This is a genomic window from Streptomyces sp. NRRL B-24484, from assembly GCF_000717715.1.
Taxonomy (GTDB): domain Bacteria; phylum Actinomycetota; class Actinomycetes; order Streptomycetales; family Streptomycetaceae; genus Kitasatospora.
The window spans coordinates 102,204-125,920 of record NZ_JOAI01000042.1 but is presented as its reverse complement, the minus strand read 5'-3'; the positions used below and the strand labels follow the sequence as shown (position 1 = coordinate 125,920).

Annotated in this window: 20 protein-coding genes and 2 pseudogenes; 18 read left to right on the top strand and 4 right to left on the bottom strand. The window is 75.3% G+C overall.

The features are described 5' to 3' along the window. Positions 1–178: 178 nt before the first annotated feature. Entirely contained in the window at positions 179–535 is a 357-nt protein-coding gene (locus IE98_RS0131110; protein WP_030274741.1) for a winged helix-turn-helix transcriptional regulator, read from the bottom strand. A 107-nt stretch (positions 536–642) separates the two neighbouring features. Here IE98_RS0131110 and IE98_RS0131105 point away from each other — a divergent pair, with 107 nt between their 5' ends. The 5 genes and pseudogenes from IE98_RS0131105 to IE98_RS0131085 all read left to right on the top strand — a co-directional run bounded on the left by IE98_RS0131105 (position 643) and on the right by IE98_RS0131085 (position 4,531). Continuing rightward, positions 643–1,290 carry an FMN-dependent NADH-azoreductase gene (locus IE98_RS0131105; RefSeq protein WP_030274740.1) on the top strand — a complete coding sequence of 216 codons (648 nt, stop codon included), beginning with the start codon at positions 643–645 and terminating at the stop codon, positions 1,288–1,290. Between the two features lie 126 nt (positions 1,291–1,416). Next, positions 1,417–2,322 (top strand): MBL fold metallo-hydrolase, encoded by a 906-nt coding sequence (locus tag IE98_RS0131100; RefSeq protein ID WP_052391203.1) that lies wholly within the window; start codon positions 1,417–1,419, stop codon positions 2,320–2,322. A gap of 67 nt (positions 2,323–2,389) precedes the next feature. Next, positions 2,390–2,977, top strand: a complete 588-nt coding sequence (gene mobA / locus IE98_RS0131095) for an NTP transferase domain-containing protein (RefSeq protein ID WP_052391202.1) — start codon at positions 2,390–2,392, stop codon at positions 2,975–2,977. 79 nt (positions 2,978–3,056) lie between these two features. Beyond that, positions 3,057–3,338 (top strand): annotated as a pseudogene (locus IE98_RS50225) (DUF6457 domain-containing protein); the annotation flags it as partial. Positions 3,339–3,355: 17 nt separating this feature from the next. Further along, positions 3,356–4,531, top strand: coding sequence for a molybdopterin molybdotransferase MoeA (locus IE98_RS0131085; RefSeq protein ID WP_052391212.1), 1,176 nt, complete (start codon positions 3,356–3,358; stop codon positions 4,529–4,531). A gap of 18 nt (positions 4,532–4,549) precedes the next feature. Here the strand turns inward: IE98_RS0131085 and IE98_RS0131080 are convergent, their stop codons facing one another. Continuing rightward, on the bottom strand, positions 4,550–5,482 hold the full coding sequence (locus tag IE98_RS0131080) for a potassium channel family protein (protein WP_043175554.1): 933 nt from the start codon (positions 5,480–5,482) through the stop codon (positions 4,550–4,552). Positions 5,483–5,707: 225 nt separating this feature from the next. Here IE98_RS0131080 and IE98_RS43355 point away from each other — a divergent pair. From IE98_RS43355 to IE98_RS0131050, 6 genes and pseudogenes are all read left to right on the top strand, one after another. Then, positions 5,708–6,239 (top strand): annotated as a pseudogene (locus IE98_RS43355) (NAD-binding protein); the annotation flags it as partial. Positions 6,240–6,301: 62 nt separating this feature from the next. Continuing rightward, entirely contained in the window at positions 6,302–7,282 is a 981-nt protein-coding gene (locus IE98_RS0131070; RefSeq protein WP_030274726.1) for an NAD(P)H-quinone oxidoreductase, read from the top strand. Positions 7,283–7,419: 137 nt separating this feature from the next. Beyond that, positions 7,420–8,295, top strand: a complete 876-nt coding sequence (locus IE98_RS0131065) for a hypothetical protein (RefSeq protein ID WP_030274724.1) — start codon at positions 7,420–7,422, stop codon at positions 8,293–8,295. 88 nt (positions 8,296–8,383) lie between these two features. Beyond that, positions 8,384–8,992, top strand: coding sequence for a proteasome activator (locus IE98_RS0131060; protein ID WP_030274723.1), 609 nt, complete (start codon positions 8,384–8,386; stop codon positions 8,990–8,992). Positions 8,993–9,182: 190 nt separating this feature from the next. Continuing rightward, positions 9,183–10,634: a protein kinase domain-containing protein gene (locus IE98_RS0131055; protein ID WP_078661440.1), complete on the top strand. Its 1,452-nt coding sequence runs from the start codon at positions 9,183–9,185 to the stop codon at positions 10,632–10,634. 122 nt (positions 10,635–10,756) lie between these two features. Beyond that, entirely contained in the window at positions 10,757–12,511 is a 1,755-nt protein-coding gene (locus IE98_RS0131050; RefSeq protein WP_078661439.1) for a protein kinase domain-containing protein, read from the top strand. 12 nt (positions 12,512–12,523) lie between these two features. Here IE98_RS0131050 and IE98_RS0131045 read toward each other — a convergent pair whose 3' ends face one another. Together IE98_RS0131045 and IE98_RS0131040 are read right to left on the bottom strand one after the other, a co-directional pair. Beyond that, positions 12,524–13,684, bottom strand: a complete 1,161-nt coding sequence (locus IE98_RS0131045; protein WP_324605818.1) for a phosphotransferase enzyme family protein — start codon at positions 13,682–13,684, stop codon at positions 12,524–12,526. A 43-nt stretch (positions 13,685–13,727) separates the two neighbouring features. Further along, a complete protein-coding gene (locus tag IE98_RS0131040; RefSeq protein WP_030274715.1) occupies positions 13,728–14,396 on the bottom strand; it encodes a response regulator in 669 nt (222 codons plus the stop codon). Positions 14,397–14,775: 379 nt separating this feature from the next. Here IE98_RS0131040 and pdhA point away from each other — a divergent pair, with 379 nt between their 5' ends. The 7 genes from pdhA (at position 14,776) to IE98_RS0131005 (ending at position 23,513) form a co-directional block, all read left to right on the top strand. Then, complete coding sequence (gene pdhA / locus IE98_RS0131035; protein WP_030274714.1) at positions 14,776–15,927, top strand: pyruvate dehydrogenase (acetyl-transferring) E1 component subunit alpha; 1,152 nt, start codon at positions 14,776–14,778, stop codon at positions 15,925–15,927. Further along, positions 15,927–16,901 carry an alpha-ketoacid dehydrogenase subunit beta gene (locus IE98_RS0131030; protein WP_030274712.1) on the top strand — a complete coding sequence of 325 codons (975 nt, stop codon included), beginning with the start codon at positions 15,927–15,929 and terminating at the stop codon, positions 16,899–16,901. Before pdhA ends, IE98_RS0131030 begins: the two co-directional genes overlap by 1 nt. Before the next feature lie 14 nt (positions 16,902–16,915). Further along, positions 16,916–18,349: a dihydrolipoamide acetyltransferase family protein gene (locus IE98_RS0131025; RefSeq protein ID WP_030274710.1), complete on the top strand. Its 1,434-nt coding sequence runs from the start codon at positions 16,916–16,918 to the stop codon at positions 18,347–18,349. 136 nt (positions 18,350–18,485) lie between these two features. After that, on the top strand, positions 18,486–19,715 hold the full coding sequence (locus tag IE98_RS0131020; protein WP_030274708.1) for a benzoate/H(+) symporter BenE family transporter: 1,230 nt from the start codon (positions 18,486–18,488) through the stop codon (positions 19,713–19,715). Between the two features lie 338 nt (positions 19,716–20,053). Further along, positions 20,054–21,586, top strand: coding sequence for a peptidoglycan-binding protein (locus tag IE98_RS49590; RefSeq protein WP_052391200.1), 1,533 nt, complete (start codon positions 20,054–20,056; stop codon positions 21,584–21,586). Then, entirely contained in the window at positions 21,583–22,266 is a 684-nt protein-coding gene (locus tag IE98_RS0131010) for an ABC transporter ATP-binding protein (protein ID WP_052391199.1), read from the top strand. Before IE98_RS49590 ends, IE98_RS0131010 begins: the two co-directional genes overlap by 4 nt. Then, the gene (locus IE98_RS0131005; RefSeq protein ID WP_030274703.1) at positions 22,263–23,513 is read left to right on the top strand and encodes an ABC transporter permease; all 1,251 of its coding nucleotides are present in this window, start codon (positions 22,263–22,265) and stop codon (positions 23,511–23,513) included. Before IE98_RS0131010 ends, IE98_RS0131005 begins: the two co-directional genes overlap by 4 nt. Positions 23,514–23,717: the final 204 nt, after the last annotated feature.

Here is a 23,717-nt window from a genome sequence, read left to right as displayed (position 1 = left end):
GCAACATCGTCGTCGAGGCCCTCTGGCGCGTCACCACCTGGGGCATCACCTCCCGCCTCGACAAGATCACCGGCAAGAACAAGACGAAGTAACCCTCCGGGGGACGGGAGCGCCCCGTCGCGGACCGCCGAGCGTCAGCTCGGCACCGCGGCGGGGCGCTCCGTCGTTCCCGGGGCCGTCACCCGCAGCCGCCCGGCGGGGGCAGGTAGCGCTCGGCCCAGGCGCGCAGTTCGGTGAGGGCGGGTCCGAGCGCCGCGCCGGACTCGGTGAGCCGGTAGCGGACCCGCAGCGGCGGGCCCTCGTCGACCTCGCGGAGGACGAGGCCGGCCTCGCCGAGCTCGGTGAGCCGGTCGGAGAGCATCCGCTCGCTGATGCCGGGGATGGCGCGGCGCAGCTCGGAGAAGTGGCCGGGACCGTGGCTGAGCACGGCGACCACGAGCCCCGTCCAGCGCTTGCCGAGCAGGGCGAAGACACGGGTGATCGCGGCGTCCGCCCCCGTGCAGGCCGTGTGTGCCGGTGCTGTTTCCTGCGCCATGCCGTCCAGGGTACTGCCCCGCGGCAAGTGACTATAGAAAAGTAAGCTGCTACTGTTGCGGAAGCAGCGCACGGCGCTGCAGTAACTTCCGAAATGGAGGCATCGCCATGCCCACGCTGCTGCACATCGACTCGTCCGCGCTCTCCGAGGGCTCCGTCTCCCGCGAGGTCTCCGCGGCCTACCGTGAGGCCTGGGAGGCGGCCAACCCCGGCGGCACCGTGATCTACCGCGACCTGGCCGCCGAGCCCGTGCCGCACCTGGACGCCGCCGCCATCACCTCCGCCTTCGCCCCGGCCGAGCACCGCACGCCGGAGCAGCAGGAGGCCTGGGCGCTGCGCGAGCGGCTGGTCGTCGAGCTGGAGCAGGCGGACGCCGTCGTCATCGGCACCCCGATGTACAACTTCACGATCCCGTCGGCCCTCAAGGCCTGGCTCGACCAGGTGATCGTGATCGGCCGCAGCGCGGGCGAGCAGCCCTCCGCCGCCGGCACCCCGGTCACCGTGGTCGCCTCCCGCGGCGGCGCGTACGGCCCCGGCACCCCGCGCGAGAGCTTCGAGTTCGTCACCACGTACCTGGAGAAGGTGCTGACCGGCATGCTCGGCCTGGAGGTCGACTTCGTGGTGCCCGAGTTCACCCTGGCCCGGGTCAACCCGGCGCTGGCCGGCTTCGTCGAGCAGGCGGACGCCTCCAAGGCGCAGGCCCTGGTGGACGCCGCGGCCCGTGCCGAGGCCGTCGGCAGCCCCGTCGCGGCCTGAGGCCCGCGCCCGGGCGGTCCCCGCTCCACCCGCCCGGGCGCGCCTGACCGGCGATCGGTACCCCCACCGACCAAGCTGGTACGAACGAGCGGTCCGCCGGGCCGCCCCGCCGACCAGGGAGCCGACGTGACGCCCAACCCGCCCGACGAGACCGCCGGACCCCACCGCGCGGCCCCCGGGCCGGGGCACCCGCCGCTGGAGATCGACGTCTTCACCGGCCCGGAGAGCGCCTTCTTCGCGACCTCCGTGCTGATCATGGGCCAGGGCACCGCGATCCTGGTCGACGCCCAGCTCACCCGCAGCGCCGGCCGCGAGCTCGCCGAGTGGATCGCGGGCAAGGGCCGCCGGCTGCTCGCCATCGTGGTCACCCACCGCCACCCCGACCACTACTTCGGCGCCGAGGAGGTGCTGCGGCTCTTCCCCGAGGCGCAGCTGCTGGCGGCGCCGCCGGTGGTCGACGGGATCGCCCGCACCGCCGCGGCCAAGGTCGCCGAGTGGAAGCCCGTCTACGGCGACGACATCCCCGACCAGCCGCTGCTGCCCGCGCCGCTGCTGCCGCAGCCGCTGATGATCGACGGCCAGCCGATCCGGGTGCTCGCCCTCGGCCAGGGCGACTGCGAGGGCTCCACGGTGGTGCACGTCCCGAGCATCCGCACCGTGCTCGCCGGCGACTTCGTCTACAACGGCACCCACGTCTGGACGGCCGACACCGACGCCTACCGCCGGATCGACTGGGCGCACAACCTGGCCCGGATCGCCGACCTCGGCGCCGAGCGGGTGGTCGCCGGCCACCGGGCGCCCGGCACCGACGACGACGCCCTGCGGGTGCTCGCCTTCACCGGCGAGTACCTGCAGGACTTCGACCGCGCCCTGGCCGCCCACCCGCACGACCCGGAGGCCCTGGCCGCCGCGGTGAACGAGCGGTACGGCGCGCTCACCCTGCCCGTCATCCTCGACCTCGGCGCCGCGGCCAACACCACGCCGGCCGAGGACGCCGAGATCGTCGACGCGGAGATCGTCGAGGAGGACTGAGCCCCTCCGGCCCCGCAGGTCCGCCCGGCCCTCCCGGACGGCCCGCCGTGCGGCGGATACTGGCGGCATGACGGTCTTCGACGTGATCGTGCCGGCCGGCGGCGCCGCGAGCCGGCTCGGCGGCGCCGACAAACCCGGTCTGGACGTGGGCGGCCGCACCCTGCTCGACCGGGTGCTGGCGGCCTGCGCGGACGCCCGCACGACCGTGGTGGTCGGCCCCGCCCGCGCCGTCGCCCGCCCCGTGCACTGGGCCCGCGAGGAGCCGCCCGGCGGCGGCCCGGTCGCCGCCGTCGCCGCCGGCCTGGCCGCGGTGACCGCCGACCGGGTGCTGCTGCTCGCCGCCGACCTGCCCTTCCTGGACGGCCGGACGGTGCACCGGCTGCTCGGAGCCCTCGACGACTCCGCGGCGGAGGCCGCCGTCCTGGTCGACGCGGACGGCCGGGACCAGCCGCTCGCCGGCGCCTACCGGACGGCCGCGCTGCGCGCCTCGCTCGCCGCCCTCGGCAGCCCCGACGGCCGCTCGCTGCGCCGGCTCACCGCGCCGCTGCGCACCGTCCGGCTGGCCGACACCGACGCCGCCGCCCACGACTGCGACACCTGGGAGGAACTCGCCCGGGCCCGCGACCGGGAGCTGCGCGAGCGCGCCGGACGGTGACCCTCACCGCCCCCGCCGGCGGCCGGTGAGCAGACCGACCCGCGCCGCACACGACCGCGGCACCGCCGCGGGCGCGGGGATCGGGCAGCATGGGGCCATGGAGCGCACGCTGGATGACTGGATCGCCGAGGCCGGCGCCGAACTGGGGATCGACTTCGAGGTCGACGTGCCCGGTCTGCTGGACCTCGCCCGGGTGGTCGCGCACGGGGTCGCCCGCCCCGCCGCACCGCTGACCGCCTTCCTGGTGGGCTACGCGGCGGCCGCCCGCGGCGGCGGGGCCGAGGAGGTCGCAGCGGCGACCGCCCGGGTCACCGCCCTCGCCGAGCGGTGGGTCGCGCAGCAGCCGCCGGAGCAGGTGTGACCGGCGCGCTCGCCGACGTGGACCACTCCCGCACCGGACGGCCGGTGCACGACAGCCCCTGGCCGGAGGCCCGGCGGACGGCCCGGCAGGCCGCGACCGCCGCGCTGCCGGTCGAGCGGGTCCCGCTCGCGGCCGCGCTCGGCCGCACCCTGGCCGAGCCGCTCGCGGCCGTCACCGACCTGCCGGGCTTCGACACCTCCGCCATGGACGGCTGGGCCGTCGCCGGGCCGGGCCCCTGGCGGCCGGCCGGGCGGCTGCTCGCCGGTGCCGCGCCCGCCCCGCTGGCCGACGGCACCGCCGTCGAGATCGCCACCGGCGCGCAGCTGCCGCCGGGCGCCACCGGTGTGCTCCGCCGCGAGCACGGCCGGACGGTGCAGGGGCTGCTGCACGGCGAGGTCGGGCCGGGCCAGGACGTCCGTCCGCGCGGCCAGGAGTGCCGCCGCGGCGAGACCCTGCTGCCCGCCGGCGCCCGGGTCACCGCGCCGGTGCTCGGGCTGGCCGCCGCGGCCGGCCACGACGTCCTGGCGGTGCGCCGGAGGCCCACCGTCGAACTGCTGCTGCTCGGCGACGAACTGCTCGACTCCGGGGTGCCCGGCCCGGGTCTCGTCCGGGACGCGCTCGGCCCGCTGCTGCCGCCCTGGCTCTCCGCGGCGGGCGCCGAGCAGATCGGCGTGCGCCGGGTCGGTGACGACCGGGCGCTGCTGCGGGACGCGCTGCGGCACTCGCCGGCCGACGTCGTGGTGACCACCGGCGGCACGGCGGCCGGCCCGGCCGACTTCCTGCACGCCGCGCTGGCCGAAGCGGGCGCCCGGCTGCTGGTCGACGGTGTCGCCGTCCGGCCCGGGCACCCGATGCTGCTCGCCGCGCTGCCCGGCGGTCGGCACCTGGTCGGTCTGCCCGGGAACCCGCTGGCCGCGGCCGCGGGCGCACTGACCCTGGCCCTGCCGCTGCTGGACGCACTGGCCGGCCGTGCCGAGCCGCCGACCCGGACCGGGACCGCGGCGGTCGGGCTGCCCGGCCACCCGGCGGACACCCGGCTGGTGCCGGTGGTGCGGACCGGCGACGGGCTGGTGCCGCTGCGCTTCGACGGGCCGGCCATGCTGCGCGGCCTGGCGCTCGCCGAGGCGGTGGCCGTGGTGCCGCCCGGCGGTGTTCCGGCGGGCGGCCGGGCGGAGGTGCTGGAACTGCCGTGACCCGGGGCCGGTACGGCGTCAGGCGTGGCCGCGGGCGTCCCGGATGACGATCAGCCGGTCGGTGGGCTTCAGCACGGCGGCCTCCTCGTCGGTGAAGTTCAGCAGCCGTCGGCCGCGGACGACCGCCAGCACGAGGTCCGCGCTCTCGAGCAGCCGGCCCGCCGAACTGGAACTGGTGACCACCACGTCCGCGCCGCTCTGCCGCAGCAGCGGCGCGTTCTCGTCCTCCCGCACGGCCGCCACCACGGTCGCGGAGCGGTTGAGCTGGCGCGCGGTCAGGGTGATCAGCACGGCCGTGTCGTCCCGTTCCGGCGCCACCACCACCCGCGCGGCCCGTGGCAGTTCGGCGCGCAGCAGGGTGTCGGTGCGGGTGGCGTCGCCGACCACCCCGGCGAGCCCGTCCATGGTGGCCTGCTCGACCGTGCGGGCCTGCGGGTCGACGATCACGATCGAGCCCCGGTCGATGCCCTGGCCGAGCAGCGCACCGACCGCGCTGCGGCCCTTGGTGCCGTACCCGATCACCACCGTGTGGTCCCGGACGGTGGAGCGCCAGCGCCCGATCCGCCACTGCTGGCGGGTGCGCTCGGTGAGCACCTCCAGGGTGGTGCCGACCAGGATGATCAGGAAGAGCACGCGCAGCGGGGTGATCACGAAGATGTTGGTCAGCCGGGCGGCGTCGCTGACCGGGGTGATGTCGCCGTAGCCGGTGGTGGAGAGGGTGACGGTGGCGTAGTACGCGGCGTCCAGCAGGTCCAGCGGGCCGCCCGCGTTGTCGTGGTACCCGTCGCGGTCCAGCCAGACGATCAGGGTGGTGGCGAGCAGGACGGCGAGGGCCAGCAGCAGCCGCCGGGAGACCTGGCGGATCGGCGGCGGGGGCGTCCTGGTCGGCAGGAAGACCCGGCCGCCGCCCACCTCGGCCTCGCGGGCGCGGGAGGCGCGGCCGGCGCGCAGCCGGGAGAGTCTGCCGTCGGGGCCGGGGGACTGGGTGCCTTGGGTCACGGGCACCAGCATGGCGGGGCGGCGCCCCGCGGGGCCACCGCCGCGCGGGGCCGGTCCGGTGCCGGGACGTGGCGGAAGGTGCCGGTCACGGGTGGTCGGCGCGTCCGGCCCGTGGTGTCGGGGCGGCGGTATCGTCGCCTGCGGCGGCCCGGGCGGTGCCGTCCTCAGTCGGCAGGCCGCTGGAGGTCCGGTGCGGGAGCACACCGTCGTCGTCGGCTACGGCACCAAGGGCCGCAGTGCGGTCACCGCGCTGCTCGGCCAGGGGCTGCGCAAGGAGTCGATCGTGGTCGTCGACCCGCAGCGCAAGGCGATCGACCAGGCGGGCCGGGACGGCCTGACGGCCGTGCTGGGGGACGCGACCCGCTCGGACACCCTGATGCGGGCCGAACTGCCGCGCGCCGAGAAGGTCGTGATCGCGGACGTGGTGGTCACCAGTTCCAGTTCGGCGGGCCGGCTGCTCGGCATGTCGATCCTCAGCCCGCACGCCGGCGCCGTCATGGAGGACCTGCTGACGGTCGGCTCCGGGCTGGACCTCGTCGAACGGCCGGTGACCAGGGCCGAGGCGGGCCGCTCCCCGCGGGAGTGCGCGGACCTGGTGGTCTCGGTCGTCCGCGGCCGGCGGCTGCTGAACTTCACCGACCCGGAGGCCGCGGTGCTGCAGCTCACCGACCGGATCATCACCGTCCGACGGGGCGTCAACCTCGGCTGAGGGCGGGCTCCGTCGGCGGGCCGGTCGCGAGGGCCGCGCGGGCCGCGGCTAGCGTGGCGGCCATGCGAGCCATCACCATTCCCCAGCCGGGCGTGCCCGAGGTGCTGACCTGGGCCGAGGTGCCCGATCCCGAGCCCGCCGAGGGCGAGGTCCTGATCGAGGTCGCCGCGACCGCCGTCAACCGCGCGGACCTGCTGCAGCGGCAGGGCTTCTACGACCCGCCGCCCGGCTCCTCGCCGTACCCGGGCCTGGAGTGCGCCGGCCGGATCGCCGCGCTGGGCGCGGGCGTGGCCGGCTGGGCGGTCGGCGACGAGGTGTGCGCGCTGCTCACCGGCGGCGGCTACGCGGAGCGGGTCGTGGTGCCGGTCGGCCAGCTGCTGCCGGTGCCGAAGGGGCTGTCCGCGGACGAGGCGGCGGCGCTGCCGGAGGTGGCCTGCACGGTCTGGTCGAACGTCTTCATGGTGGCCCACCTGCGTCCGGGCGAGACCGTGCTGGTGCACGGCGGGGCGAGCGGCATCGGCACCATGGCGATCCAGCTGGCCAAGGCGGTGGGCGCCCGGGTGGCGGTCACCGCGGGCAGCGCGGAGAAGCTGGCCCGCTGCGCGGAGCTGGGCGCCGACCTCGGCATCGACTACCGGGAGGAGGACTTCACGGCGGCCGTCCGGGACTTCACCGGCGGGGCCGGCGCGGACGTGATCCTCGACATCATGGGCGCCAAGTACCTGCAGCGGAACGTCGAGGCGCTGGCCGTCAACGGGCGGCTGGTGATCATCGGCCTGCAGGGCGGGGTGAAGGCGGAGCTCGACCTGGGCACCCTGCTGCGCAAGCGGGCCGCGGTCGCGGCGACCAACCTGCGCGGCCGGCCGGTCGCCGAGAAGGCGGCCATCGTCGCCGCCGTCCGCGAGCACGTGTGGCCGCTGGTGGAGTCCGGCGTGGTGAAGCCGGTGGTGCACCAGGTGCTGCCGGTCGAGGAGGCCGCGACGGCGCACCGGCTGATCGAGCGGAGCGAGCACGTCGGCAAGGTGGTGCTCCGACTGCGCTGACCGTGGCGCCGGCCAGGACGGACACAGGGAGTGAGCGTACGAAATGCCCGGTTTGTCGGAATGTGTGAGTCTGGTTCGGAGCTGTCCCGCCGCCGACCGCGTTCCGCCGCGGCCGCCCGTCGGAAGGACTTCCCGCCGTGGCTGCACTTCCGTACGCGTTCCGTGCTCTCTCCTCCGCGCTCCCCGCCGGCTGCCGCCGGGCGGCGTTCGCCGGCGCAGGGCTCGCCCTCCCCGTGCTGCTCGCCATGCCCGCCTCGGCGGACGACGCCGGGGCCTCCGCGGCGGCCCGCAGCCAGGTCGGAGCAGCCGCGCAGCAGGCCGTCCAACAGGCCGTCTCGGCCCTGCCGGAGGTGACGGCACCCGCAGCGGCACTGCCCTCGGCCCAGGGGGGTTCCGGCGCGTCCGGACTCCCCGTCAGGCCGCCGGCGAACACCCCGGCGTCCGTCCCCGAACCGACCGCGCCGGCCGCCCCCGCCTCCTCGGCCGGGGCGGCCGGATCCACTGCAGGCACCTCCGCGGGCCCGGGCCGGCCCACCGCCGACGGCCACCCCGAGCCGCAGGCGGGGCCCGCCCAGGGTTCGCCGGGTTCGCCGGAAGCCCAGGACGCCGAGAACGGGGACGACTGCGACGACGCCGACCCGTCGACCGCGGCCGCCGGCCCCGCCACCGGGCAGGACGACGCCACCGCGAGCCCCGCGGCCGCCGCCGCGCCCGGCCGCGGCCCGCACGGGCGCACCCAGTCCGCCGCTGTCCTCGGCCACGCCGCCCACGCCCCTCGCACCCCGAGCGCGCCGACCACGGCCGCCCGGCCGGCCACCCCGGACGCCTCCGCGGACCTGGCCGGCGGACAGCCCTCCGTCACCGCCGCCGCCCCCGTCCCGCAGGCCGCCGCCGACCTGGCCGCCCCGCTGCGCTGGTCCGACCCGGCCACCCGTCAACTCCCGCTCGGCGCCGGGCTGACCCTGATCGGACTCGGGCTGGGCCTGGTCGGGGTGAAGCTGCGCCGCGGCTGATCCGGCCCGCCCGCCGACCGCGGACCGCGCCCGCACAAGATCCGCAGCCGTTCCCCGTACCGAACGCCGGTGAGGGAGAATGCCCTTCATGACGAACCCGATGAACGAGCGCTCATTGCAGCAGACCGTCGAGGCGTCGGGCGGGCAGCCGGACGAGACGCCGAAGGTGCTGATCGTGGGCCCGGACGGGATGCCGGTCGGCGCCGTCCCGGGCGGTTTCGGCCGGGCCGACGACCAGGGGGAGCCGCGCGAGCTGCCGGTGACCGAGATGGTCGAGCAGCCGGCCAAGGTCATGCGGATCGGCAGCATGATCAAGCAGCTGCTGGAGGAGGTCCGGGCGGCTCCCCTCGACGAGGCCAGCCGGGCCAGACTCAAGGACATCCACGCCAGCTCGATCAAGGAGCTCGAACTCGGCCTCGCGCCCGAGCTGGTCGAGGAGTTGGAGCGGATCTCGCTGCCCTTCACCGAGGACAGCATCCCCACCGAGGCCGAGCTCCGGATCGCCCAGGCCCAGCTCGTCGGCTGGCTGGAGGGGCTCTTCCACGGCATCCAGACCGCGCTCTTCGCCCAGCAGATGGCCGCCCGGGCGCAGTTGGAGCAGATGCGGCGCGCCCTGCCGCCCGGTCTGCACGGCGCCGAACCGGGCGAGGAGGAGGGCGGCCCGGGCCGCGGCATCCGTTCGGGCCCGTACCTGTAGCGGCCGTCTGTCGCAGCTGTTCGGCAACCGCGTTGCAGCCCGGACACAGCTGCGCCCCTGCACCCGATCACGTCGGCGCGAGCCGATACCCTGGGCCCCTGCCGTCGGCCGCCGCGCCGCCGGCAGGGGCTTGCGGCGGCGCGGGCCCGTGCACCGGGCACGCCCGGACGACACCTGGAAGCAGGGGGACATGAGCGAGGACGGCACCACGGTCGAGGGCCACGCCCTGGGCAACGGTCGGTACGTGCTGCAGCGCCTGCTCGGGCAGGGCGGCATGGCCTCCGTGCACCTGGCGTACGACACGGTGCTGGACCGCCAAGTCGCGGTGAAGACCCTGCACACCGAGCTGGGCCGGGAGGCCTCGTTCAAGGAGCGCTTCCGCCGCGAGGCGCAGGCCGTCGCGCGCCTCCAGCACACCAACATCGTGCAGGTCTACGACAGCGGCGAGGACGTCGCCGCGGACGGCGCCGCCACCCCGTACATCGTCATGGAGTACGTCGAGGGCCAGGCCCTGCGCGACGTGCTCAACGACGCGATCGCGCAGCACGGCGCGATGCCGACCGCGCAGGCGCTGAAGATCACCGCCGCGGTGCTCTCCGCGCTGGAGGCCTCGCACGACCAGGGCCTGGTCCACCGCGACATCAAGCCCGGCAACGTCATGGTCAACACCAAGGGCATCGTCAAGGTGATGGACTTCGGCATCGCCCGCGCGCTGCAGTCCGGCGTCACCTCCATGACTCAGACCGGCATGGTGGTCGGCACCCCGCAGTACCTGTCGCCCGAGCAGGCGCTCGGCAAGAGCGTCGACGCCCGCTCCGACCTGTACTCGGTCGGCTGCATGCTCTTCGAGCTGCTGACCGGCGGCCTGCCCTTCGACGGCGACTCGGCCTTCTCCATCGCGTACAAGCACGTGCAGGAGCCGCCGCCGGCGCCGTCGACGATCAACCGGGCGGTCACGCCCGCGGTCGACGCACTGGTCGAGCGTGCGCTGCGCAAGGACCCGGCGCACCGCTTCCCGACCGCGGAGGCGATGCGCGACGAGGTCGAGCGGGTCGAGTCCACCGCGCAGGCCGCCAGCTCGCCGCTGCAGGCCTCGACGCCGCTGGTGATCAGCGAAGGCCCGCGCTCGGTGCACGCCGCGCCGTCGCTGACCAACTTCCCGCAGGTCACCGGCGACATCCGCACGCCGGCCCCGCAGGTGCAGCAGCCCTACCAGCCGCAGGCCAGCACCCCGCCGCCGTACCCGCAGGTGCAGACGCCGCACACGCCGCAGCCGTTCCCGCAGGCCCCGCACACGCCGCAGCCCTTCCCGCAGCAGGCGCACACCCCGCAGCCGTTCCCGCAGGCCCCGCAGCCGTACCAGACCCCGCAGCCCTTCCCGCAGCAGATGCACCCGACCGGGCCGATGCCGGCCCAGCCGGGTCCGTTCGTGGCGAAGCCCCAGCCGGGGAACAGCAACGCGGGCTGTTCGACGGCGCTGGTCGTGGTCGGTGTGATCGTCGGTGTGATCGTGCTCGCCGTGATCATCGTGCTGATCGCGGCCGCCCAGGGCGAGAAGAACAAGGGCACCGGCTACGGCAGCGCGCCGCTGTCGCCCACCGCCTCGGTGGTGCTGGAGCTGCCGCAGGACGGCCGGAAGTAGGCCACCCCCGGACGGCGGCCCCGGCCGCAGGTTCCACGGTGACCGTGTCGAAGCGGTAGCGTTTCACAGGACGTAACCGACAGGGCGACTGCACGCCGAGCGGCCGCCCGGGGCGAGGAGCAATGGCACAGACCGATCGACCGGGCGACGGCGAGGACGCGGACGTCCAGGCCTCCACCGAGGAGACGACGGGACGGGAGCCGGAGACCGCCGAGACGAAGGTCGTGTCGGGCCCGCCGCTCGGGCACACCCCGGGCCGTGGCACCAAGGCCGTGCTCGGCACCGTCGGCGACGGCAGGTACCGCATCACCGGCCGGCTCGGCCGCGGCGGCATGGCCGAGGTGTTCTCCGCACAGGACGTCCGGCTCGGCCGGACCGTCGCCGTCAAGCTGCTGCGCGCGGACCTGGCCGAGGACGAGATCGCCCGGCTCCGGTTCACGCGCGAGGCGCACGCCGTCGCCGCGCTCAACCACCACTCGATCGTGGCGGTGTACGACACCGGCGAGGAGGTGCTGGACGGCGACTCCACCCCGTACATCGTGATGGAGCTGGTCGAGGGCCGGACGGTCCGCGAGCTCCTGGTGGACGAGGAGGCGCCGCCGGTCGACCAGGCGCTGATCATCATCGCCGGGGTGCTGGAGGCGCTCGCCTACAGCCACAAGCACGGCATCGTGCACCGCGACATCAAGCCCGCCAACGTGATCATCACGAGCGGCGGCGCGGTCAAGGTGATGGACTTCGGCATCGCCCGCGCCCTGACCGGCGCGGCCACCACCATGACCCAGACCGGCATGGTCATGGGCACCCCGCAGTACCTGTCGCCCGAGCAGGCCCTCGGCCGGCCCGTCGACCACCGCTCCGACCTCTACGCGGCCGGCTGCATGCTGTACGAGCTGCTGGCGCTGCGCCCGCCGTTCACCGGCGAGACCCCGCTGTCGGTGGTCTACCAGCACGTCCAGGACAACCCCGTGCCGCCGTCCCGGACCAACGGCCGGGTGCCGGCCGAGCTGGACGACCTGGTCCTGCGCTCGCTGGCCAAGAACCCGGACGACCGCTACCAGACCGCCGACGAGTTCCGGGCGCACGTCCAGCACGCCCTGCGCACCATGCACGGCGCCCAGGGCGCCGGCTACGCGGCAGGCGCGGCCGCCGCTGCGGCCGCCGCGGCCGGTCTGGCCGCGGCAGGCCAGGGCAGCCACGGCAACGGCCGGCCCGGGTCCGACGGGACGCCCAACGGCGGCACCGCCGTCACCGAGCCGATCGGCCGCACCGACCCGGCGGACCCGACGGCCGCGCTGCCGTTCCAGGTGACCTCGCCCTACCAGACGCCGTCCCGGCCCTACCCGCCGACCGGCGGCGGCCAGGGCTACGGCGGCCAGGGCTACGGGAACCAGGGCTACGACGGCGACACCGGCTACGGCGGCGGCCACGACGACTACGAGCCGGACGACCGGCGCAGCCCGTGGGGCTGGGTGCTGGGCATCCTGGCCGTGCTGGTCGCGGCCGGCGTCGGGATCGGGCTCGCCCTGACCGGTGGCGGCGGTGGCGGCGGCGGTGGCAACACGCCGACCCAGCAGCAGACGCAGACCACCGCCCCCGCGGACACCACCCAGCCGACCGAGCAGCCGACCTCGGCCCCGCCGACCCACACGCAGAGCGGCACGACCCGGCCGACCGAGCCGACCTTCGGTTCGCACTCGCCGACCGGCAGCCCGAGCCCGACGGGGTCGGCCTCGCCGACCGACACCTCCTCGCCGTCCCCGACGCCGACCGAGACCAAGTCGACGCCGACGCCGACCGAGACCAAGTCGACGCCGACGTCCACGCCGACCTCGGGCGGCGGGGCGTCGACGCCCCCCGCCGGGGCGGGCAACTGACGGGGGTCCCCGTCAGTTGGTGAAGGCGTCCAGGACCTGCTCGTACTCCTGGCACCACCAGCGCAGCTGGCCGGCCGAGGCGGGGAAGAGCGGGTCGGCGCGGTGGTCGCCGCGCTGGTAGTGCCACTGCAGCATCCAGAGGTCGTTCAGCCGCTCCCACCAGACCCGGTGGACGGCGGCGGCCAGCTCGCCCGGCCCGGCCGCCGTCCCGGCCCGGTAGGCCCTGCTGTAGGCGCGCACGCGGCAGAGGTCCAGCACGCCGGTCCGCCGGTCGTTGAAGAGCAGGGTGGCCGCCCGGACGGCCTCCTCGGCGGTCGGGTGCAGGCCGAGCTTGTCCCAGTCCAGGACGGCGGCGACCGCCCCGCCCCGGTGGAGCAGGTTGAGCCCGTGGAAGTCGCCGTGCGTCCAGCCGGTCGGCGGGGCGTCGGCCGGGGCCGGGCGGCGGTCGCGGTGGGCCGCGAGCAGGTCGAGCCGCTCCGCGAGGTGCTCCTCGGCCAGTGCGTCGAAGGGCGTGTGCGGGCGGTGCTGCCGGGCGAGCCGGCGCAGGTCGCCGACCAGGCGTCCGGTCTCGTCGGGATCGGCGGCGAGCCGCCCGGCGGGCTGGCGCACCGGGGCGCAGACCTCGGCCAGCGCGCCGTGCAGCCGGCCCAGCAGCGCGCCGAGGTCCGCGCACTGCGACGGGTCGAGCGCCGTCCCGTGCGGGTGCTCGCCGTCCACCCAGGGGTAGAGGCCGAACAGCCGGCCGTCGTGGGCGACGACGGTGTCCCCGCCGGCGGCGGGCAGGGGCCGGGGCAGCGGCAGTCCGCGGGCGTGCAGGGCGGTGGTCGCCCGGTGCTGGGCGGTGACGGCGGTGCGGGAGGCGGTGGCCCGGTCGACGTAGCACTTGAGGAAGTAGCGGCCCTCGGTGGTGGTGACGCGGTAGCCGCGGTTCAGCAGGCCCTCGGCCACCGGCCGGACGGCGACCGCGGGAGCGGTGCCGAAGCGGCGGAGCACGCCCGCCACTGCGGCGTGCGCCACGGGCGGGCTGAGCGTGCCCACGGGCGGGGCGGAGAGGTCCGGGCGGGCCGGTGCGGCGGCGGGCCGGTGGGGCCGGGCGCGGCGGGCGGAGGGGAGCAGGAGGGACAGGGTGCCGTCCCCGCGGAGATCGGGCGGGGAGGCCGGGCCGGTAATCACGGAGAGAGCGTAATGAGGTCGTGAAGGCATGGTTGACAGATCGTCAGCCGTCTGATCTCGCACCGGGCGGGAGGTTCCGGGCCACGTACGCGGCCGCCTGCGTGCGCCTTTCCATGCCCATCTTGGCGAGCAGGCTGGAGACGTAGTTCTTCACCGTCTTCTCGGCCAGGTGGAGTTCATTGCCGATCTGCCGATTGGTCATCCCCTCGCCGATCAGGTCGAGGATCCGGCGCTCCTGCCGGGTCAGTTGGGCGAGCCGCTCGTCCTCCTTGCCGCCGCCCTCGCGCAGCCGTTCCAGGACGCGGCTGGTGGCCACCGGGTCCAGCAGCGAGCGGCCGGCCGCGACGTCCCGGACGGCGGCGATCAGGTCGGTGCCGCGGATCGCCTTCAGCACGTACCCGGAGGCGCCCGCCATGATCGAGTCGAACAGCGCCTCGTCGTCGGAGAAGGACGTGAGCATCAGGCAGCGCACCCCGGGCACCCGGGAGCGGACCTCGCGGCAGACCTCCACCCCGTTCCCGTCCGGCAGCCGGACGTCGAGCACCGCGACGTCCGGTTCGACCGCGGGGATCCGGGCGAGCGCCTCGGCGGCCGTACCGGCCTCGCCGACCACCTCGATGTCCTCCTCGGTGGACAGCAGGTCGTGTACGCCGCGCCGCACCACCTCGTGGTCGTCGAGGAGGAATACCCTGATATGTCCGTTTCCTGTCATGGGGGAATCCTTCCACGCCACCGTGTCGAAATCCCTGCTCCCGGCCGCTCCCCAAGGGACAGCCGGGAACGGGAGACACCGAATCGATGCCCGTTACCCCCTTACGCGGAGAGCTCTGCCCGGATACCGTGCGCTGGTGTCCTGACGGCCACCGAGCCGAGACCCGCACCACACCGGTGGTTCTCGGACAGGAACAAGTAGGACGTCCTAGCGCAAGCGCGCCAAGGGGCGCCGCTGGGTAACGTTCTCGTGAGGGACGCCGTCGGAGAAGGATCACCACCTGCCGAGCAGCCGGTGCGCACACCCAGCGCGCTTTGCCCGGAGGTGACCGGACCGGTCACCGGCGACCCCGGGCGGCCGGACAGACCGAGGAGTGAACGTGACCGTCAAAAGCACGGCGAGGGCGCGCAAGAAGGCCGCCCCCGGCGTCCCTGACAACCTCCGCGCAGGCACGGGCGCCGCGCCGGAGCTCGTCCAGCTGCTCACGCCGGAGGGCGACCGGGTCGAGCACCCGGACTTCCCGCTGGCGACCAGCCCCGAGGAGCTGCGCGCGCTCTACCGCGACCTGGTGCTGGTCCGGCGGTTCGACGCCGAGGCCACCTCGCTGCAGCGACAGGGCGAGCTGGGCCTGTGGGCGTCGCTGCTCGGCCAGGAGGCTGCGCAGGTCGGCTCCGGCCGTGCGATGCGCCCCGGCGACTACGCCTTCCCGACGTACCGCGAGCACGGCGTGGCCTGGTGCCGCGACGTCGACCCGCTGAACCTGCTCGGCATGTTCCGCGGCGTGAACCACGGCGGCTGGGACCCGAACGAGAAGAACTTCCACCTGTACACCATCGTGATCGGCGCGCAGACCCTGCACGCCACCGGGTACGCGATGGGCATCACCAAGGACGGCGCGGACGACGCGGTGATCGCCTACTTCGGCGACGGCGCCTCCAGCCAGGGCGACGTCAACGAGGCCTTCACCTTCGCCTCGGTCTACAACTCGCCGGTGGTCTTCTTCTGCCAGAACAACCAGTGGGCGATCTCCGAGCCGACCACCAACCAGACCCGCATCCCGCTCTACCGCCGCGCCTCCGGCTTCGGCTTCCCGGGCGTGCGGGTGGACGGCAACGACGTGCTCGCCTGCCTCGCCGTGACCCGCTGGGCGCTCGACCACGCCCGCTCCGGCAACGGTCCCGTCCTCATCGAGGCGTTCACCTACCGCATGGGCGCCCACACCACCTCCGACGACCCGACCCGCTACCGGGGCTCCGAGGAGACCGAGGCCTGGAAGGCCAAGGACCCGATCACCCGCCTCAAGGCCCACCTGGAGAAGGAGGGCTTCGCCGACGACGCGTTCTTCGCCGGCGTCGAGGCCGAGAGCGACGCGCTCGGCCTCCGGGTCCGCGAGGGCGTGCGCTCCATGCCCGACCCGGACCCGACCCTGATCTTCGACCACGTCTATGCGGAACCGCACGCGCTGGTGGACGAGGAGCGGGCCGAGTACGTGGCCTACGCGGCCTCCTTCGAGGGCGGGGAGCAGAACTGATGGCAGAGCGACTCAGCATCGCGAAGGCGCTCAACGAGGCGCTGCGCAAGTCGCTGGAGAGCGACCCGAAGACCCTCCTCATGGGAGAGGACATCGGCAAGCTCGGCGGCGTCTTCAGAATCACCGACGGCCTGCAGAAGGACTTCGGCGAGGACCGGGTCATCGACAGCCCGCTCGCCGAGTCCGGCATCATGGGCACCGCGATCGGCCTCGCGCTGCGCGGCTACCGCCCGGTGGTGGAGATCCAGTTCGACGGCTTCGTCTACCCGGCCTTCGACCAGATCGTCTCCCAGCTCGCCAAGATGCACGCCCGCTCGCTCGGGCACGTCAAGCTCCCGATCACCGTCCGCATGCCGTACGGCGGCGGCATCGGTGCCGTCGAGCACCACAGCGAGTCGCACGAGGCCTACTTCGCGCACACCGCCGGCCTCAAGGTGGTCACCCCGTCCAACGCGCACGACGCGCACTGGATGCTCCGCGAGGCGATCGCCTCGAACGACCCGGTGATCTTCCTGGAGCCCAAGCGCCGCTACTGGGACAAGGGCGAGGTCGGCGACAGCTCCGACCTGCCGCTGCACTCCGCGCGGATCGTCCGCCCGGGCACCGACGCGACCCTGATCGCGTACGGCCCGATGGTCAAGGTCTGCCAGGAGGCCGCCGCGGCCGCCGAGGAGGACGGCCGCAACCTGGAGGTCGTCGACCTCCGCTCGCTCACCCCGGTCGACTTCGCCACCCTCGAGGAGTCGGTGAAGCGCACCGGCCGCGGCATCGTCGTCCACGAGGCGCCGGTCTTCCTGGGCATGGGCGCCGAACTGGCCGCCCGGCTCACCGAGAAGTGCTTCTACCACCTGGAGGCCCCGGTCCTGCGGGTCGGCGGCTACTACGCGCCCTACCCGCCGTCCCGGGTCGAGGAGTCCTTCCTGCCCGACCTGGACCGTGTGCTCGACGCCGTCGACCGCGCGCTCGCGTACTGAGAGGAGCGACGCACATGACCACCGAAGTCCGCGCGCTCCGCGAGTTCAAGATGCCCGACGTCGGCGAGGGCCTGACCGAGGCCGAGATCCTCTCCTGGTACGTCAAGCCCGGTGACACCGTCACCGACGGCCAGGTCGTCTGCGAGGTCGAGACGGCCAAGGCCGCCGTCGAGCTGCCGATCCCGTTCACCGGTGTCGTCGAGCAGCTGTTCTTCCCCGAGGGCTCCACCGTCGACGTCGGCACCGCGATCATCGCGGTGGCGGTCGAGGGTGCCGCCCCGGCGGCGGCCGCGCCGGCCGCCGCTGCCGCCCCCGCACCGGCCGCCCCGGCCGAGGCGGAGGAGGTGCCCGAGCGGCGCGAGGTGCTGGTCGGCTACGGTCCGCGCACCGGCGGCACCCAGCGCCGGGCCCGCCGGACCGCCGTTCCGGCGGCCGCCGCTCCGGTTTCACGTGAAACACCGCCCGTCCCGGCGGCGCCGATCGCCCCCGCGGTGCCGGTCGCCGTTCCGGCGCCGGTGCCCGCGCAGGCGGGGGAGCGGCCGCTGGCCAAGCCCCCGGTGCGCAAGCTCGCCAAGGACCTCGGCGTCGACCTGCGCACGGTCGTCCCGACCGGTCCGGACGGCGTGATCACCCGCGAGGACGTGCACGCCGCCGTCGCGCCGGCCCCCGCGGCGGCCGCTCCGGCGGCCGTGGCGGCCCCCGCTCCGCAGGCCGCACCGGCCGCCGCCCCCGTGGCGAGCGGTGCGGGCGACGTGCGGGTGCCGATCAAGGGCGTCCGCAAGGCGACCGCGGCCGCGATGGTCTCCTCGGCCTTCACCGCGCCGCACGTCACCGAGTTCGTCCAGGTCGACGTGACCCGCACGATGAAGCTGGTCCGCAAGCTCAAGGAGACCGGCGAGCTCGGCCGGGACGTCCGCGTCTCGCCGCTGCTGCTGGTAGCCAAGGCGCTGCTCACCGCGGTGAAGCGGCACCCGGAGATCAACGCCGCCTGGGACGAGGCCGCCCAGGAGATCGTGATCAAGGGGCAGGTCAACCTCGGCATCGCGGCGGCGACGCCGCGCGGCCTGATCGTCCCGAACGTCAAGGACGCCGGCGGCAAGACGCTGACCCAGCTGGCCCTCTCGCTCGGCGAGCTGGTCGACACCGCGCGCGAGGGCAAGACCTCGCCCGCGGACATGCAGGGCGGCTCGATCACCATCACCAACGTCGGCGTCTTCGGTGTCGACACCGGCACCCCGATCCTCAACCCGGGCGAGGCGGCCATCCTCGCCTTCGGCGCGGTCCGGGCGATGCCCTGGGTGCACAAGGGCAAGGTGGTGCCCCGCCAGGTCACCACGCTGGCGCTCTCCTTCGACCACCGCCTGGTCGACGGCGAGCTCGGCTCCAAGGTGCTCGCGGACGTCGCGGCGCTCCTGGAGCGCCCGAAGCGGCTGATCACCTGGGCCTGATCCCAGGCGCACGCCGTCGGCCCCGCCCCCTCCGTGGGGGCGGGGCCGACGGCGTTCCCGGACCCGACGGCGGCGGGCGGGCGGTGTTCGGGAAAACGATTCCGGGTGTCCGGAGGCACTCGGCGATACTGCTGCCATGTCCGATCGTCAGACCGCGGTGAAGACCGCCCGCAGCGCCGCCGACCTGCCCGGGCCCCGGCCGTCGCTGCGGCGCGACGCCTCGCTGCCTGCCCTGCTGGCCGGGCTGGTCTGCATCGCCGTCTCCTTCTCGGGACCGCTGGTGGTGGTGCTCGCCGCGGCCGCGGCCGGCCACCTGGACGCGGCGCACACCGCCTCCTGGATCTGGGCGGTGTCGATCGGCAGCGGCCTGACCTGTCTGCTGCTCAGCTGGTGGACCCGGACCCCGGTGATCACCGCCTGGTCCACCCCCGGCGCGGCCCTGCTGGTCGGCAGCCTCGGCTCGTACCCCTACCGGGAGGCGGTCGGCGCCTTCCTGCTCTCCTCGGTCGCCGTGGCCGTGCTCGGCGCCACCGGCCTGTTCGGCCGACTGGTGCGGGCGATCCCGGTCGGGATCGTCAACGCGATGCTGGCCGGCATCCTGTTCACCTTCGGCGCCGGCATCTTCACCGAGCTGCGGGGCGCCCCCGCCCTGGTGCTCGGCACCTTCGCGGCCTTCCTGCTCGCCAAGCGGTGGCTGCCGCGGTACGCCGTGCCGCTGGCGCTGCTCGCCGGCGCGGTGCTCGCCGCGGCCACCGTGGGCCTGCCCCTGCACCTCGGGTCGGGCGGGCCGACCCGGCCGGTGCTGACCGTGCCGGCCTTCTCCTGGGCGGCGACCGTCGGCCTGGCGCTACCGCTCACCATCGTGGCGCTGGCCTCGCAGAACGCCCCGGGCCTCGGCATCATGCGGGCCTCCGGCTACCGGCCGGACGACCGGATGCTGGTGGGCGCCACCGGCGCGGTCTCCGTGCTGCTGGCGCCGTTCGGCTCGCCGGGCGTCAACCTGGCGGCCATCACCGCCGCGATCTGCACCAGCGAGGAGAGCCACCCGGACCCGCGGCGGCGCTACGTCGCCGGCATGTCCGCGGGCGTGCTGTACCTGCTGGTGGGCAGCTTCGGCGGTGTGCTGGTCAGCCTGTTCACCGGGCTGCCGCACGTACTGATCGCGGTGATCGCCGGGGTGGCGCTGCTCGCCTCCTTCCAGGGCAGCCTGGCCGGCGCGGTCGCCGAGGAGCACGGCCGGGACGGCGCCGTGGTGACCTTCCTGGCCACCGCCTCGGGCATGACGCTGTTCGGCATCGGCGCGGCCTTCTGGGGTCTGCTGCTCGGCGTCGCGACCCATCTCGTGCTGCGCCCCCGGCGCGGCTGAACCAACGCCGCGCAATTCCCCGGTATTCATCCGGAATCACGCCGAACGACCCCATTCAGGGTTCGTGGACGCCGTCCGCGCGTTCCGGTCGACCGGACGGCCGAACCCGGGGTGCGATCTTGCCGCGGATGTGCTCGCGGAACTGCCCCGAACGGCCGAATTCCGTGCGCGTACGGGAAGTTCGGCGCGAAATTCGCGGCCCGGGGATCGCATGGCGCGGCGGGTCGCGAGGGTAGGCTGAGGCGGCTCGATCCGGATGTGGTGGGGAATTCGGAATCACCCGCTCCGGTGCACGTGAATTCCTCCGACGAGCAGCGGCGATGGCTGGTGACATGGCAGTGAGCGATCTGATTCGGGAACCGGAGCGCGAATTCGACGGGGAGGAGGAGCCCGCCCCCGGGGCGGTCGGATCCGGCCGGTCGCGGCTGGTGCGCCGCCGCCGTGCGCTGCTCGCGGTCGCGGCCTCGGCGGCGCTGGTCGCCTGCGGCGGCCTCGGCGCGGCCGGACTGGTCGAGTCGCCCGCCGAACGGGCGGCCGACACCGCCCCGCCGCCCGGCAGCACCCTCACCGCCGAGGCGGCCATGAAGGTGCTGACCCGTTCCACGGTCACCCGCGGCCAGGTCTACCCGCCGACCCGGTACGACGTCACCCCGGCCTCGTCCTCCCCGGAGATCACGCAGCTGTACGTCTCCGCGCTGGCGGTGAAGGCCGGAGACGCCGTCGCCAACGGGCAACTGCTCGCGGAGGTCTCCGGCCGGCCGCTGTTCGTCCTCAAGGGCGCGGTGCCGGCCTACCGGGACCTCAAGCAGGGTTCCAGCGGGTCCGACGTCGCCCAGCTGCAGGCCGCGCTGGCCGACCTCGGCCACGGACGCGGCTCGGACGCGGAGGGCGAGTTCGGCCCGGGCACCGCCTCCGCCGTCACCGACCTCTACCGGCAGCTCGGACACCCCGCCCCCACCGGGGGCGCGGCCGCGAAGCAGGCCGTGGACGCCGCCAAGCGCGCCGTGGAGGCCGATCAGCGCACGGTCGACGACCTCAAGTCCCGGCAGACCCCGGCCCCCGCGGTCCCTTCGGCGGCCGGTGCCTCGGCCGCCCCGCCCGAGCAGACCGTCCTGCCGGACCTGGCCGCGCAGCTCGCCCAGGCCGAGCAGAAGCTGTCCGACGACAAGGCGGCGCTCGCCCGGGCACAGGAGGCGGACGGGCCGGTGCTGCCGGCCGGGGAGGTGGTCTTCCTGCCGGTGCTGCCGGCCGCGGTGACCGCGGTGAACGCCGCCGTCGGGGTACCGGTCACCGGCCCGCTGCTCTCGCTGACCAGCGGCGACCTGGTGGTCACCGGCCAGCTCACCCCCGGCCAGGCACCCGGGATCACCCCCGGGATGACGGTGGAGATCCTCTCCGAGAGCACCGGCACGGTGGTGCGGGGCAAGGTCGCCGAGCTCGGCCCGCGGACCACCACGGCACCCGCCGGCCGGGTGATCGCGATCGGCGGCGCCGCGGCTCCGCCCGGCTCCGGGACGGCCGCCGGCTCCGGTGGCGCGGCTGCCGCTCCGGCGGCTCCGGCCGCCCCGCCCGCGGCCGCCTACGTGCCGCTGCGGATCACCCCGGCCGAGCCGCTGCCCGCCGCGCTGAGCGGCCAGAACGTCCGCATCACCGTCCAGCGCAGCGCCACCGCCGAGCCGGTGCTGTGCGTGCCCGTCGCCGCGGTGTACACCGACGCCACCGGGCGGACGGCGGTCACCCGGATCGGTTCCACCGGCCGCAAGGTCACCGTGCCGGTGACCACCGGCGTGAACGCCGACGGGTACGTGGCCGTCACCCCCGTGCAGGCCGCCCAGCTCCAGCCGGGCGACCAGGTGGTGGTCGGACGGTGAGCGAGGTGATCCGACTGGAGGGGGTGGGCCGCAGTTTCGCCGGGCCGCCGCCGGTCACCGCCCTGCACCCCTGCGACCTGTCCGTGCGGCGCGGCGAGTTCGTCGCGGTGACCGGCCCGTCCGGCTCGGGCAAGTCCACCCTGCTCCACCTGCTGGGCCTGCTCGACACCCCGACCACCGGCCGGTACGAACTGGACGGCATCGACACCGGGAGCCTCCGCGACCGGGACCGCTCGACCCTCCGCGGCCGCCGGATCGGCTTCGTCTTCCAGACCTTCCAGCTCCTGCCGCACCGCACCGCCGAGGAGAACGTGCAGCTCGCCCAGGTCTACAACCGCACCCCCCGCGAGCAGCGCCGGACGGCCGCCCGGGAGGCCCTGCACCGGGTCGGTCTCGGCCACCGGGTGGAGGCGCTGCCCACCACGCTGTCCGGCGGCGAGCGGCAGCGGGTGGCCATCGCCCGGGCGCTGGTCAACCGGCCCGACCTGCTGCTCTGCGACGAACCCACCGGCAACCTGGACTCCGCGAGCGCGGCCGCCGTGCTGGAGCGGTTCGAGCGGCTCAACGACGAGGGCTACACCCTGGTGATGATCACCCATGATCCGGCCGTGGCCGCGCGGGCCCGCCGGGTCGTCCGGATTGCGGACGGCCGCCTGACCGAACCGGCGGCCGTCCGATGACCGCCGCCGGCCCGGCCGGCCCGCCCTCCCGGCTGGGGCCGCGCGACCTCGTGGCCGAGGCCCTGGCGGGCGTGCTGCAGCGCCCCGGACGCTCGGCGCTCACCATGCTCGGCACGGTGCTCGGCATCGGGGCGTTCGTCGCGGTGCTGGGTCTGACCGCCACCGCCTCCGGCCAGATCGGTGCCGGGTTCGACCTGGCGCGGGCGACCACGGTGACCGTCGCCGACCACCCCGTGACGGACGGCGTCCCGCCGGGGGCCAACCCGCCGACCGGCTTCCCGCCCGATTCCGACGTCCGGGCCGGCCGGATCGACGGAGTCACCGCGGTCGGCCTGTGGTGGCGGATCCCCTCGGACGACCTGCGGGTCTCCGCGACCCCCGCCGACGGCCCCGGCGTCCAGGGGATCGCCCTGTTCGCCGCCACCCCGGGCGCGGTCGCCGCGGTGCACCCGACCCTGGCCGCCGGGGTGACCCTCGACCGGTACGCCCAGTCCACCGCGCTGCCGGTGGTGCTGCTCAGCCGGACGGCGGCGACGAGGCTCGGGGTGACCCGGCTGGACGCCCAGCCCGCGATCTTCATCCAGGGCCTGCCGTACACGGTGATCGGCGTCTACGACAGGGTCGAGCGGCTGCCGGACACCCTGCTCGGCATGATCGTCCCGGAGTCCACCGCGCTGGAGCGCTTCGGCAACCCCGGCACCGCCGACGACGAGGCCGCGCACCTGATCGCCGCCACCCGGGTCGGCGCCGCCTCCGTGGTGGCCGACCAGCTGGCCGTGGCCCTCCGCCCGGACGCCCCGGACCTGCTGACCGTCACCGCCCCGCCGGACCCGCACGGCCTGCGCGACCGGGTCACCTCCGACCTCACCGGCCTGTTCCTGGCGCTGGCCTCGATCTGCCTGGTGGTGGGCGCGGTCGGGATCGCCAACACCACCCTCGTCGCCGTCCTCGAACGCACCCCCGAGATCGGCCTGCGCCGCTCCCTGGGGGCCCGCACCCGGCACATCGCCGCGCAGTTCCTGACCGAGTCGACCGCGCTCGGCACGCTCGGCGGACTGATCGGCACCTGCGTCGGCGTGCTCGCCGTCCTCGCGGTCGCGGCCGCCCGGGACTGGACGGCCGTCCTGCAGCCCTGGGCCACCCTGCCGGCGCCGCTGATCGGCTCCGCGGTCGGGCTGCTCGCCGGGCTCTACCCGGCCGTCCGGGCGGCCCGGACGGACCCGCTCACCGCGCTGCGCGGCGGCTGACCGGGGGCCTGCCGGCGACTGTGCGGCGGCCGACGGACTGCTGACGGACTGCTGACGGGCGGCTGACCAGGGAGTCTCCGGGGCGTCCGGTGCCCCCGTGGCCAGCCGACACGCCGGTGCGGCATTGGGCCGGTCCGGCGAACTTCGAGCGCGTCCGGTCGGCCGGGCGTGTCGCGAGGGGTACGTCTGTGCGACCACCACCCG